The sequence below is a fragment of the Gallibacterium salpingitidis genome (genome assembly GCF_030517105.1).
Lineage (GTDB): Bacteria > Pseudomonadota > Gammaproteobacteria > Enterobacterales > Pasteurellaceae > Gallibacterium > Gallibacterium salpingitidis.
The window spans coordinates 829,484-843,110 of the sequence record NZ_CP103875.1; the positions used below are offsets into that span (position 1 = coordinate 829,484).

A 13,627-nucleotide genomic window follows, 5' to 3' on the forward strand; every position below is an offset into this window, starting at 1 on the left:
TCTACTTCAGCCCCTAGTTTTTTAATGATCGATTTTACTAAATTCATTATTTTTCCTTAGCTTTATCAAAGTTGAAATGGTAATAAAGATGATAGATATAGCTTGGTAGATAACGACGTATTTTATACCACAATAATCCAATCGCTGAGCGTTTTTTTCTTGATTTTAGGGGGATGTGTTTCCACGGAGAATGACGATATAAATAGTCATATAAAAAAGTCTCTTTTTTAAGAGACTCTAAATGCCAGGCTTTTGTACCTCCGGCAAAATGGACAATAAATTTTGGCATTTTTAATATGGCAATAGAACTATCTATATTAAATTTTTTTACATCAATTTTCTTTAATGTATCAGTTAATGAATACATAAAATTAAATCTTGGATTTAAATAATAAACGTCATTTTCAAAAAGAAAATTTAATATATCTTGATCTTGAAATTCCAGTGCAGTTCCAAAATTACTTAGGTAGTTCTTAATTCTTATCGGGGAGGATTTTTGCGAAAACTTTTTGAGATTAATTAGTAGTACTCCAGCATTAAAATAAATATGAGGATCTTTAACGCCTATCTTATTTTTATATGTGTTATTCCCCCCCCCCCCCTGAACTAATTCTAATAAATGATCATAAACTGCAGCGATTGATTTATTATGTAATGGGGTATTCCAAAGAGCAGTGATATCATTTGTAATAATTGTATCTACATCAATATAAATTACTTTTTCTACAGAAGATAAATATTGTGCAATATTTAATCTAAAATAAGTTGTGATTGTAATGGAAGGAATTGTAAGAGAAAAACCAGAAAATTCTTCAATGTTTACCTGAATAAAAGTTATTTCTGAAGATAAAGCTTCTTTAATTATTTTTTTGGGAATTTAGGGTAATATCTGAATGTAATACATAAAAATGGATTGGGGTAGTGGTATATCGCTCAATGGACATCATAGAAATAGCCATATAGCGTGCATAATTTTCATCACATGCGTAACAAATATTAATTATTTCAGGATTGTTCATAACTCTTTAAGTTAAATATGTTAGACAATAAAAAAATAATAATCCTCCAGGGGAGGATTATTACTAGTATGTGAAAACTAACCCAAAATCTCTGCAAGTTTTTGGCTTACTTGTTCTACTGGTAAAGTACCGTCTAGGCGGAAATATTGTGTTTTTCCTGCTGCTGCTTCTTTACTGTAGTAATCTACTAATGGTTTAGTAGTAGAGTGGTAAACTTTTAAACGATCTAATACGGTTTCAGGTTTATCATCAGCACGAATAATTAAATCTTCACCAGTAACATCATCTTTACCTTCGACTTTTGGTGGGTTGTAAACGATATGATAGCTGCGTCCTGAAGCTGGGTGTACACGACGACCGCTCATACGTTCTACGATCACTTCATCAGGCACATCAAACTCTAAAACGAAGTCAATCGCAATCCCTGCTGCTTTTAATGCGTCGGCTTGTGGAATGGTGCGAGGGAAACCATCTAATAAGAAACCTTTTGCACAATCGTCTTGAGCAACACGATCTTTTACTAAGGCAATAATTAAATCATCTGGCACCAATTGTCCAGCGTCCATTAATACTTTCGCTTTTTTGCCTAATTCAGTACCTGCTTTGATCGCAGCACGTAACATATCCCCAGTAGAAATTTGTGGGATACCATATTTGTTCATAATAAATTGTGCTTGCGTACCTTTTCCTGCACCCGGTGCGCCTAAAAGAATAATTTTCATAAAATACCTCATTGTGTCAAAAATATAAGTACCTTACCTATATGTGTTAGTAAACTCAAGCCAAAACTTAAATTTATTGTTTTGTTGCTGAATCTTTGTAAGGAGCAACCCAAAATAGGCAGATCATTCCCGGTACGGCTAAGAAGAAACAGAGCCAATAGAAATGATAATAACCTAATTGTTCAATTAACCAACCAGCACTAGAACCGAGCAATGTGCGAGGTAGTGCTGCTAAGCTGGTAAATAAAGCGAGTTGGGTAGCGGTATAAAGCGGATTGGTTTCACGAGCCATAAAAGCTACAAAGGCGGATGTGCCTAAACCGACGCCGATATATTCACCACTCACCACGACTGCTAATGCTATTAATTCAAAAGTGCCTACTTGCGTAAATTTGCCAAAACTGGCTAGCCAAGCAAAGCCCAAAATAGTAACAATTTGCACCAAACCAAATAGCCATAACGCCCGATTAATCCCTATTTTCAGCATAATTACGCCACCGACTAAACTAGCGATAATCATTGGCCATAATCCTGCATTTTTAGCGACTAGTGCAATATCAGTGCTGCTATAACCCATATCCACATAAAAAGGTGTCATCAATGCGGTTGCCATCGTATCACCTAATTTATACAGGCACATAAAGGCTAAAACGGTTAGCATCCCTTTTGCCCCCTTACGTTGATAGAATTCCACAAATGGATTGATGATATTGTCTTTCAAGCTGCGTGATTGCACTGTTACTTGAGGTTCCCATGCAATAAGCAATGTGGCTAGTATGCCAGGCAGCATAAAGAGAGCGGTAATAATAAAAACGGTCTGCCAACTGTAATAAGCAGTTAAGAAAATAGAAAGTGATCCGGGAATTAATCCTGCCAAACGGTAGGCGTTGACATGAATAGAGTTACCTAAACCCAGTTCTTGATCTGTTAAAATTTCACGACGATAAGCGTCTAATACAATATCTTGTGAAGCAGAGAAAAATGCAACAATAGTGGCAAGAGCGGCGATAGTGGAAATATTTTGTTGTGGTTCTAGCCAAGCAAAACCTGCCAGAGAGAACACTAATAATAGCTGTAAAACAAGCGTCCATCCCCGTCGTCGCCCAAGAAAGGGTAAAACAAAACGGTCTAATGCTGGCGACCAGAGAAATTTCCATGTATAAGGTAAGCCGATTAAAGTAAAGAGTCCGATAGTTTTAAGATCGATATGTTCCGTTCTTAGCCAATAAGGAATGAGACTGACTAAAATATAAAGCGGTAAACCAGAACTAAAACCAGTAAATACACAAATAAGCATATTTCGACTAAAGATTTGCTGCATCAGAGAGGTATTTACTGGCATTAGTTGTTCCTTAGTGAATTAATCACGATAACCGTTAGGGTTATTTTTTTGCCAATTCCATGTATCTTTCATCATTTGTTCTAAGCCACGTTCGGTTTTCCAACCAAGCTCTTTTAAGGCAAGTGATGGATCAGAGTAGCAGGTAGCAATATCGCCCGGACGACGATCAGTTAAACGATATGGAATTTTAATATTATTCACTTTTTCAAAGGCGTGAACCATATCTAAAACAGAATAACCTGTGCCTGTACCTAAATTATAGATATGTAAGCCGGCATCATTTTCGTGGCGAGCTAATGCTTTTAAATGACCGATCGCTAAATCAACTACGTGAATATAATCACGAACGCCTGTACCATCGTGCGTTGGGTAGTCGTTACCAAAGATAGAAAGTTGTGGTAATTTACCAATGGCCACTTGGCTAATATAAGGTAGCAGGTTGTTTGGAATACCGTTTGGGTCTTCGCCAATTAAACCGCTTTCGTGTGCACCAACTGGGTTGAAATAACGTAAGATCGTCATACTGAATTGTGGGATTGCTTTCACTACGTCCATAATGATACGTTCAACCATAAATTTAGAGGTGCCGTAAGGGTTGGTAGTACCGCCAACTTTGCAAGATTCAGTAATTGGAATAATTTCTGGATCACCATAAACTGTCGCTGAAGAACTAAATACAAAGTTAAAGACGCCAGCTTGACGCATTTCATCTAATAAAGTAAGTGATCCTTCAACATTGTTACGATAATATTCGATTGGTTTTGCCACACTTTCGCCAACCGCTTTTAAACCAGCAAAATGAATTACTGATTCGATTTTATGCTCAGCAAAAATACGTTTTAGTAATGCACGATCAAGTACATCACCTTGATAAAAAGTAACTGATTTTCCGGTGATTTGTTTGACACGATCGAGTGATTTTGCTGATGAATTGCAAAGGTTATCTAACACAATAACCTCTTTATTAGCATTTAATAGTTCCACTACTGTATGTGAACCGATATATCCTGCGCCGCCTGTAACCAATACAGCCATATTAGCCTCCTTTAAGCTAAGTAAATTAGAATTTTACTGTTAAACCAAATGTTTCTAATTGAGCCTTAATTTTCTCTAATGACTCTTTTTTTGGTGGCTTAACATCTTCGAGTTCATATTTTAAGCCGAGCGTTTCCCATTTATGCTTACCAAGTTGGTGATAAGGAAGTAACTCAACTTTTTCGATATTTTTCATATCCTTAATAAATTCGCCAAGCAGTTGTACAGAATGTTCATCATCGGTATAACCTGGCACAACCACATAACGAATCCAGGTTTTTTGGTTGCGTTTTTCTAAATATTTGGCAAATTCAAGAGTGCGTTTATTAGGAACCCCGATAAGGTTTTGGTGAATAGTGTCATCAAGTTGTTTTAAGTCGAGCAATACTAGATCGGTTACATCTAATAATTCATCAATGACATGGTCATAATGACGCACAAAACCATTGGTATCTAAACAGGTGTTAATGCCTTGTTCTTTACAGGCTCGGAACCAATCACGTACAAATTCCGCTTGTAAAATTGCTTCACCACCGGAAGCAGTTACGCCACCACCAGAAGCGTTCATAAAGTGACGATATGTCACCACCTCTTTCATTAATTCTTCAACGGTAATATCTTTGCCGCCATGGAGATCCCATGTGTCACGATTATGGCAATATTTGCAACGCATTAAACAGCCTTGCATAAATAGAATAAAACGAATTCCCGGTCCATCAACGGTACCGCACGACTCAAATGAATGAATTCTTCCAATTGTTGACATATATTTAACTGCCTTATAGTCCTTATAATTATAGAGAAAAGTAAGCCTTCAAAATTTTTTTAATTTTAACTGAATTTGTTGTAAAACTCGACAGGAATTGTTTTCAGTCTTGAATTTACAATCTAAGTGCAACAAATAAAAAAAGTGTTCATAAGGAAATCCGCTATAATTTATTTTTCGAAAAAATTAAGGACAAAAACTTATGAACACTTATCGCCATCTTACAATAGATGAGCGTGAAAAGATAATGATTTTTCACGCATTGGGACACACGATTGGCGCTATTGCCGTTGCACTCAAACGACATAAATCCACGATTTCAAGAGAGTTAAAACGCTGCTCAAGGTGCGGCTATACTGCCCAGTTGGCTCAACAACGTTATCAGCAGAAACGCGCTAAGTGTAAGCCGAACAAGAAGCTAAAAAACGCCGCCTTGTTTGAGTTGGTAAAGCAGAAGTTCATCGTGGATAACTGGTCGCCCGAGCAGATTTCGCAACGATTGAAGCAAGAAAATAGCCCGTATCAAATTAGTTTTACGACAATCTATCGGGCGATAAATGACTGCCTGTTTGATAACGCTCGTAGAACAGCTAAACGGTATCTGCGCCATAAAGGCAAGCGGCGTCATCGTGCAAACAGTGTGGAAAAACGAGGCAAAATTATTATTAGCCACGAGTTAAACCAACGTCCACAGGAAGCCAATGAGCGAAGCCGCTTGGGCGATTGGGAAGCGGATACGGTATCAGGGCAGTTTGGTAAAGCCTGTTTGCTGACGTTGAATGATAGACGCAGTCGCTTTCTGATTGCGATGAAGTTATCTTCAAAAAAATCGGAAGAGGTGGTTAAGGCGATGGAAACAGTATTGAGAAATCAACCACTCAAGAGCATTACGCCTGATAGAGGAAAGGAATTTGCCAAGCATCAACAGGTAACATCAGCACTGAATGTTGAATTTTATTTTCCTCCGCCACATCAGCCTTGGCAGCGGGGAACGAATGAAAATTCTAACGGGTTGTTGCGACAGTATTTCTCGAAAGGCATGGATATGACGTTCGTTTCAGCGGCTCAGATACAGGCGGCGGTCGATAAACTTAATCACCGACCACGTAAATGTTTAAATTGGAAAACACCTTATGAGGTCTATTTTGATAAAGTGTTGCACTTGATTTGACAATTCAAGGTGAAAAAATAAAATTTAACTGCCATATCAATTGTGGATAACTTTGTGGAATTTTGTGGTTTAAATTGTGTGGATAAATGAAAGTGCTATTTTTGTTTTTGATTTTTAAAGAAAAAATTTTTTCCACTGATTTTGGCTAATTGTTTAAAAAATATCTCTTCACATCATGAAAGCAGATAAAAATTTAATAAAATGTCTTTTTGTTTTTAATCAATTGTTAAATTTAAAAAAATCAATACTGTTTATTTATTCAGGGTGTGAGTTATTCAGAGAAATTGTGGATAAAATTGTGATTGAATAGGCGTAAATTCACGTATAATTTATTTTCTGTTGTTTTTTTAGACATTGATAAAAATAAAAATCTTGTAAAATCATATAGTTATAAAATTCTGTTGAAAAAATAGAAAATTGAAAAAATGCTGGTTATTTTTTGAGCTTTTAATAAGGAGTGGTGATGAAACCACCAATAACAGAACAACAATTAATGGAGCGAGCATATCAATTAGCGGGGAGAACGCTGGCTGATATTGCGCAACAATTAGGGCAACCTGTGCCGGAAAATTTACGACGAGATAAAGGATGGGTTGGTACTTTGATTGAATGTGCATTAGGTGCACAAGCGGGCAGTAAGCCGGAACAGGATTTTGCCAAATTGGGCATTGAGTTAAAAACTATCCCGATTAATCGCTATGGTGAACCGCTAGAAACGACTTTCGTTTGTTTAGCACCATTAACAGATAATCATGGCATTGTATGGGAATGTTCTCATGTACGTTACAAATTATCAAAAGTATTGTGGATTCCAGTAGAAGGCGAACGCACCATTCCATTGCGTGAACGACGTGTCGGTCAACCTATTTTGTGGCAGCCATCAATTGAGGAAGAAAATCAGTTACGGCAGGATTGGGAAGAGTTGATGGAATTGATTGTATTGGGAGATGTGAAAAAAATTACTGCGCGGATTGGCGAGGTGCTGCAATTACGTCCGAAAGGTGCCAACAGTAAAGTATTAACTAAAGGCATTGGCAAACAGGGTGAGGTCATTGATACATTGCCGTTAGGTTTTTATTTGCGGAAAAATTTTACCGCACAGATTTTGCACAATTTTCAGCGGGGAAAATATTCCTTTTCGTTGGATTAGCCGTTATAGTATGGCACTTTTACATTGAGTTTGATTATTTAGAGGAGTAGTTATGTTGGAGTGGATTAGTAGCCCGGAAGCATGGGTTGCTTTATTTACCTTAACGGCATTAGAGATTGTTTTAGGGATTGATAATATTATTTTTATCAGTATTCTCGTAGGACGCTTACCTGCTAACCAACGTCAATCGGGACGTATTTTAGGTTTAGGTCTTGCGATGGGAACTCGTATTCTGCTGTTGCTTTCTTTAGCGTGGATTATGCGTTTAACAGAGCCACTGTTTTCAGTAGCAGATTATCAAATTTCGGGTCGTGATCTTATCCTATTATTAGGAGGTTTGTTCTTGTTGGTGAAAAGTACTTTAGAGATCCACCATAGTATGGAAGAAAGTGCGACACAAGAAGAAAAAACACCAAAAAAAGTGAGCTTCTTAGCTGTATTAATTCAAATTGCTTTATTAGATATTGTGTTCTCTTTAGACTCAGTAATTACTGCGGTCGGTATGGCGAATCATGTTGAGGTAATGATTATTGCGATTATTTTAGCGGTTGGCGTAATGATGATAGCGTCTAAACCAATTGGCGACTTTGTTGAAGCCCACCCAACCTTAAAAATTCTTGCACTCTCTTTCTTAATTTTAATTGGGGTATCCTTAATTGGTGAAGGTTTATCATTCCACATTCCGAAAGGTTATATCTATTTTGCAATGGGCTTCTCAGTTTGTGTTGAGATGATTAATTTGAGAATGCGTCAGCATTTAAAAAAATAAGATAATAATTATTTAACTAATCGTTATTTTCCAATTCAAGCTGCATTTCGATAGTGATAACATAGGTGATTATCTAAGTTAAGAGATGCAGCTTTTATCTTCTTCCTATCTCTTTTCTTTTTTCTAAAATTTTTCTAGCATATTAATTTTAACAATGTATTAACAAGGAAATATCATAATGGATGGCTTCCTTAGTTCTATTTCATTCTCGGTTAGTGTTACCTTACCCAATATCTTGATGTTGTTTTTGGGGATCTATTTACGCCGTATCGGTATGATTAATGATCAATTTTGCCAACAAGGTTCAAAGTTGGTTTTCAATATCACTTTACCGGCATTGCTGTTTTTAAGTATTGTGCAACACCCAACAGATTATGGTGCTCAATTACAAATTATTGTGGCAGGGTATGTTGGCTGTTTAATTACGTTTCTTTTAGCCGAGTTGTTTGCGGCTCGTTATGTGGCGGATATACGAGAAAGAGGAACTTTTGTACAAGGTGTTTTCCGAGGTAATACTGGGATTATTGGTCTATCATTATGTGCGAATGCCTATGGCACAGAGGGAATTGCTTCCGCTTCGGTTTATACCGCATTGATTACCATCCTCTATAATATTTTAGCCGTAATTACCCTAAGCCGTTCACTTTCAACAACGGGTAAACCAAGTGTATTACATATTGCGAAACAAATTGCGAAGAATCCATTAATCTTGTCTATCGTTGTGGCATTAATTATCAGTAAGTTTGGTTTTTCAATTCCAAAATCATTAATGAGTACAGGCGATTATTTATCACGAATGACGCTACCTCTAGCGTTACTTTGTACTGGTGCTAGCTTAGATTTTAAAGGTTTAGACCCCTCCTCAAAATTGGCTTTTCAATCCAGTATCGGACGTATTTTAATTGCGCCTTTTATTTTGGTGATTGTCGCTCGTCTATTTGGGCTAACAGGTATTGGTTTAGGTGTAATTTTCTTAATGTCGGCAACGCCAGTTGCAGCAGCAAGTTATCCAATGGTACGCAGTATGGGCGGTAATGCAAAAACAGCGGCGAATATTATTGGGATTACAACATTGGGTTCTATTGTCAGTTCAGCGATTGGTATTGTGATTCTTAAACAATTAAATTGGATGTGATTTTTATTGTGTAATCTACGCTGATCTCGTATAGTAATGCCCGTTCTCAACGGGGTGCACCATTAAGAATAATAATGGAGCTGAGATAATACCCGTCGAACCTGAACTGATTAGTCGCAGCGGAGGGATTTGAGAAGCATCAAGCTATTCAAAATCCTGTTCATTGCAGTTATGTTATGAAATAGGAAACCAATCATGTTAAAAAAAGTTATCTTTGCCAGTGCTTTAACCGTAAGCACTGTTTCATTTGCCACACCAACTACCTTAAATGTTTATACCTACGATTCTTTCTCTTCCGAATGGGGACCAGGCCCAAAGTTAGAACAACTTTTTGAAAAACAGTGCCAATGTGATCTGAAATTTGTCGCATTTGATAGTAGCGTTACTATGTTTAATCGCTTACGTTTAGAAGGAAAGAACAGTAAAGCGGATATTGCATTAGGTTTGGACCAAAGTTTATTAGAAGCGGCAGAACAATCTAAATTATTTGCAGCGACTTCAGTAGATGCGTCTAGTTTAAAACTCCCGATGCAGTGGACAAGTAATACCTATATTCCGTATGACTTTGGTAGCTATGCTTTTATTTATGACAAAACAAAATTAACAACACCACCAACAACCTTAAAAGAGTTAGTTGAAAGAAAAGATTTACGGGTGATTTATCAAGATCCTCGTACTAGCTCCGTAGGGCGTGGCTTATTGCTTTGGATGAATCAAGTGTATCCACAAGATCAAGTCGCTCAAGCTTGGCAGCAACTTGCTCAGCATACTGTAACTGTGGGGAAAGGTTGGAGTGATACATACGGCGCTTTCTTAAAAGGAGAAGGCGATTTGGTATTGAGTTATCGTACCTCACCTTTATACCATCTATTAAATGAACAAAATGATCATTACGCTGCAACAGTATTTAGTGAAGGAAATATCTTACAAATTGAAGTGGCGGCTAAATTAAAAGCAAGTAAACAGGCGAAACTTGCGGATCAATTCCTACAATTCTTAATTAGTCCGGAAGCACAAAAAATTATTAGCCAAAGTAATGTGATGTTTGCAGTAACTGATTCGCCGATTGAGCCTCATTATGATCAATTACGCCAACAACTATTATCTGAAAAAACGATTGATACTTCGAAAATAACACACCAACAAACGAAAGCATGGCTAGCGACTTGGCAAAATGCTTTATCTAAATAATGAAGTTCGTGCGTTGGCTTAGGCAATCTTCCTACCTATTATCGGGATTTAGTGTTTTATGTGTGCTTGCTGCCATTTATGGCGGCAGCCTTTGGCAATTATTGCAACAAAGCGCTTTATCTCAATGGGTAGGTTTATTGACCAATGAATATTTACACCAAGTTATCTATTTTAGTTTTTATCAGGCAGGGTTATCCTCATTTTTGTCGGTTATTTTAGGATTACTTGTTGCCAGAGCCTTATTTTACTTAGAGTTTTCTGGAAAAAATATCCTACTAAAAATCTTTTCACTCACTTATGTGTTACCTGCATTAGTGGCAGTATTTGGCATTTTAGGAATTTATGGGTTTAATGGCTGGATTAACCAAGTTTTACGCCAATTCCAATTACAATTACCTGATATTTATGGCTTAACAGGAATTCTATTAGCCCATTTATTTTTTAATATTCCGTTAAGTGCTAAGGTATTACATCAACGTTTACAACAACTTTCTCCTGCCCAATTTAAACTAGCCGCACAATTAAATCTACGTGGCTGGCATTTTTTCCGTTGGGTAGAGTTACCTTTTTTACGCCCAATCTGTTTCAGTTTATTTGGCTTAATCTTTTTGCTCTGTTTTACCAGTTTTACAATCGTATTAACGCTAGGTGGTGGACCAAAATATACCACCTTAGAAGTGGCGATTTATCAAGCAATTACTTTTGATTTTGAGATTGAAACTGCGGCGTTATTAGCTATTTTGCAGTTTGTATTCTGTTTTCTGTTATTTACGATTAATAGCCGTTTTGCTCGTTATCAACAGATCGGGAATGTCAGTGAACAACAATGGCGAGTGCCGTTATCTCGCTGGCAGCGCCTGTGGCATGGATTAGTGCTACTGATAGCGACGTTATTTATTGTTAGTCCATTATTAGAAACCTTGATTGCGGGATTAAACGCTCGTCAATTCTGGCAGCAATTACTGCAAGCTGAATTATGGCAAGCGATCATGTTTTCGCTGTTATTAGCTCCTACTGCAGCGATATTTTGTATTATGTTAGCAGTGGCTTTATTACTAACAACTCGGCAACTTTATTGGCGAGGAAAACAGGCGAGTAGCCAGCTGTTATTAAATATTGGCACTATTATTTTAGCGATTCCAACTTTAGTTTTAGCCACCGGATTGTTTTTATTATTAGGGCAAATTGATGCGGATATTGTGATGTTATTTTTGTTGGTGGCTTTGTGTAATGCGTTAGTAGCAATGCCATTTGCTTTACAACTGTTAACACCGGCGTTTTATAACAATGTGCTCAATTATCAGCGTTTATGTTTATCACTGAATATTCGTGGTTGGCAGCGCTGGCGAATTATTGAAAAGGCAACATTATTAAAGCCATTGCGTTCAGCCTTTGCCTTAGCAGCGGCTATTTCATTAGGTGATTTTACTGCAATCGCCTTATTTGGTAATGATAGTTTTACTTCTTTGCCACTATTATTGTACCGACAATTAGGGCATTACCAGCATGATGGTGCTGCAGTGACAGCAATGATTTTATTGGTTTTTTATTTCTTAATTTTCTTATTTACGGAACAGAGCAAAGGCAATGATTAATCTCAAACAAGTGAAATATGTTTATCCACCAATGCCAATGGAGTTTAACCTAAAGTTAGCTGCAGGTGAAAAAACGGCGGTAATAGGTGCCAGTGGTGCAGGAAAATCGACATTGCTTAATTTAATTGCTGGTTTTGAGCAGGTTGCACAAGGGGAAATTTGGCTTGATGGTGTAAATCATACGACAACAGAGCCGCATCAACGCCCGATTTCGATGCTATTTCAGGATAATAATTTATTCAATCATCTTACCGTAGCAGAGAATATTGCATTAGGTTTAAAACCAAGTTTATCACTTAATCAACAAGAACAGAAAGCTATTGAACAAGTGGCGGAGCAGGTTGGTTTGCAAGAGTATTTAAAGCGTTTGCCAGAAACCTTATCTGGCGGGCAAAAACAGCGTGTTGCCTTAGCGAGAACATTATTGCGTAATCGTCCGATTTTATTGTTAGATGAACCGTTTTCTGCGCTTGATCCTGAGTTACGGCAAGAGATGTTGGTGTTAGTGAATCAAATTTGTACAGAGAAAAAGTTGTGCTTATTACTGGTGACTCATCAATTAAGTGAAGTTATTCATATTATGGATCGGGTAATTCGGATTGATAATGGTACGATTTCTGAAAATTATTTGGTAGATCGGGAAAACAGTCGCTAGAATATGGCACTTTGTTAGCAAAGTTGAACTTTGCGATTAATAAGGATAATAACAAAAGGATACGTTATGACAACAACTACAATTCAAGTGCCTTCTATTACACCACATCCAACAGTGGAATACTGGTCAGTATGTAAAGTAGAAGCATTATTCGAGATGCCTTTCCTTGATTTAGTTTATCGTGCAGCACAAGTCCATCGTGAAAATTTCAATCCACAAGTGATTCAACTTTCCACATTAATGTCGATTAAAACTGGCGGTTGTCCAGAAGATTGTGGTTATTGTCCTCAGTCAGCACGTTATCAAACTGGGGTACAAAATGAAAAACTACTTGATATTGAGGATATTGTTGCTAAAGCCAAAATCGCTAAAGAGCGTGGCGCAGGGCGTTTTTGTATGGGGGCAGCATGGCGTGGTCCGAAACCAAAAGATATTGAAAAGGTATCTGCGATTATTAAAGCGGTAAAGGAATTAGGCTTAGAAACTTGTGGCACTTTTGGCTTATTACAAGATGGTATGGCAGAGCAGTTAAAAGAAGCTGGGTTAGATTATTACAACCATAATATTGATACGGCGCCAGAGCATTATCACGATGTAATTAGTACACGCCGTTTTGAAGATCGTATCAGCACTTTAGGCAAAGTGCGCCAAGCAGGCTTAAAAGTTTGTTGCGGTGGTATTGTTGGTATGAATGAGACACGCAAAGAGCGTGCAGGCTTAATTGCGAGTTTAGCGAATCTTGATCCACAACCAGAATCTGTGCCAATTAATCAGTTGGTGAAAGTGGAAGGGACACCAATGATGGAAGCGGAAGATTTAGACTGGACAGAGTTTGTACGCACGATTGCAGTTGCTCGTATTACAATGCCAAGAAGTTATGTCCGCCTTTCTGCTGGTCGCCACAAAATGCCAGAAGCGATGCAAGCAATGTGCTTTATGGCGGGCGCTAATTCAATTTTCTATGGTGATAAGTTATTGGTAACAGGCAATAATGAAGAAGATCACGACCAAATGTTAATGGCTAAGTTGGATTTGGTTCCAGAAACCTTAGAAAATAGAAAAGAAACTGAAAATTAA

Annotated in this window: 13 protein-coding genes and 1 riboswitch; of the genes, 8 read left to right on the forward strand and 5 right to left on the reverse strand. The window is 37.4% G+C overall.

The features are described 5' to 3' along the window. Positions 1-46 precede the first annotated feature (46 nt). From NYR30_RS03890 to pflA, 5 genes are all read right to left on the reverse strand, one after another. Entirely contained in the window at positions 47-877 is an 831-nt protein-coding gene (locus NYR30_RS03890) for a glycosyltransferase family 8 protein (RefSeq protein ID WP_367401235.1), read from the reverse strand. Between the two features lie 219 nt (positions 878-1,096). Continuing rightward, positions 1,097-1,741, reverse strand: coding sequence for an adenylate kinase (adk, locus tag NYR30_RS03895; RefSeq protein WP_066421452.1), 645 nt, complete (start codon positions 1,739-1,741; stop codon positions 1,097-1,099). Between the two features lie 73 nt (positions 1,742-1,814). Beyond that, positions 1,815-3,083 (reverse strand): AmpG family muropeptide MFS transporter, encoded by a 1,269-nt coding sequence (locus NYR30_RS03900; protein ID WP_066421442.1) that lies wholly within the window; start codon positions 3,081-3,083, stop codon positions 1,815-1,817. An 18-nt stretch (positions 3,084-3,101) separates the two neighbouring features. Then, on the reverse strand, positions 3,102-4,118 hold the full coding sequence (gene galE, locus NYR30_RS03905) for a UDP-glucose 4-epimerase GalE (protein ID WP_302501964.1): 1,017 nt from the start codon (positions 4,116-4,118) through the stop codon (positions 3,102-3,104). A 25-nt stretch (positions 4,119-4,143) separates the two neighbouring features. Next, entirely contained in the window at positions 4,144-4,884 is a 741-nt protein-coding gene (pflA, locus tag NYR30_RS03910) for a pyruvate formate lyase 1-activating protein (RefSeq protein ID WP_302501965.1), read from the reverse strand. A gap of 202 nt (positions 4,885-5,086) precedes the next feature. Here pflA and NYR30_RS03915 point away from each other — a divergent pair, with 202 nt between their 5' ends. From NYR30_RS03915 to bioB, 8 genes are all read left to right on the forward strand, one after another. Then, positions 5,087-6,055: an IS30 family transposase gene (locus tag NYR30_RS03915; RefSeq protein WP_302501966.1), complete on the forward strand. Its 969-nt coding sequence runs from the start codon at positions 5,087-5,089 to the stop codon at positions 6,053-6,055. A gap of 463 nt (positions 6,056-6,518) precedes the next feature. Beyond that, entirely contained in the window at positions 6,519-7,205 is a 687-nt protein-coding gene (mutH, locus tag NYR30_RS03920; RefSeq protein ID WP_302501967.1) for a DNA mismatch repair endonuclease MutH, read from the forward strand. A 52-nt stretch (positions 7,206-7,257) separates the two neighbouring features. After that, positions 7,258-7,974: a TerC family protein gene (locus tag NYR30_RS03925; RefSeq protein WP_302501968.1), complete on the forward strand. Its 717-nt coding sequence runs from the start codon at positions 7,258-7,260 to the stop codon at positions 7,972-7,974. A gap of 178 nt (positions 7,975-8,152) precedes the next feature. Beyond that, positions 8,153-9,109, forward strand: coding sequence for an AEC family transporter (locus NYR30_RS03930; protein ID WP_302501969.1), 957 nt, complete (start codon positions 8,153-8,155; stop codon positions 9,107-9,109). A 40-nt stretch (positions 9,110-9,149) separates the two neighbouring features. Beyond that, a riboswitch (TPP riboswitch) is annotated at positions 9,150-9,255 on the forward strand. A gap of 49 nt (positions 9,256-9,304) precedes the next feature. Then, the gene (thiB, locus tag NYR30_RS03935; protein ID WP_302501972.1) at positions 9,305-10,300 is read left to right on the forward strand and encodes a thiamine ABC transporter substrate binding subunit; all 996 of its coding nucleotides are present in this window, start codon (positions 9,305-9,307) and stop codon (positions 10,298-10,300) included. Next, positions 10,300-11,895: a thiamine/thiamine pyrophosphate ABC transporter permease gene (thiP, locus tag NYR30_RS03940; protein WP_302501973.1), complete on the forward strand. Its 1,596-nt coding sequence runs from the start codon at positions 10,300-10,302 to the stop codon at positions 11,893-11,895. The genes thiB and thiP overlap by 1 nt, the downstream gene beginning before the upstream one ends. Beyond that, positions 11,888-12,550 (forward strand): thiamine ABC transporter ATP-binding protein, encoded by a 663-nt coding sequence (gene thiQ, locus NYR30_RS03945; RefSeq protein WP_302501974.1) that lies wholly within the window; start codon positions 11,888-11,890, stop codon positions 12,548-12,550. The genes thiP and thiQ overlap by 8 nt, the downstream gene beginning before the upstream one ends. Before the next feature lie 66 nt (positions 12,551-12,616). Then, the gene (bioB, locus tag NYR30_RS03950) at positions 12,617-13,627 is read left to right on the forward strand and encodes a biotin synthase BioB (RefSeq protein WP_302501975.1); all 1,011 of its coding nucleotides are present in this window, start codon (positions 12,617-12,619) and stop codon (positions 13,625-13,627) included.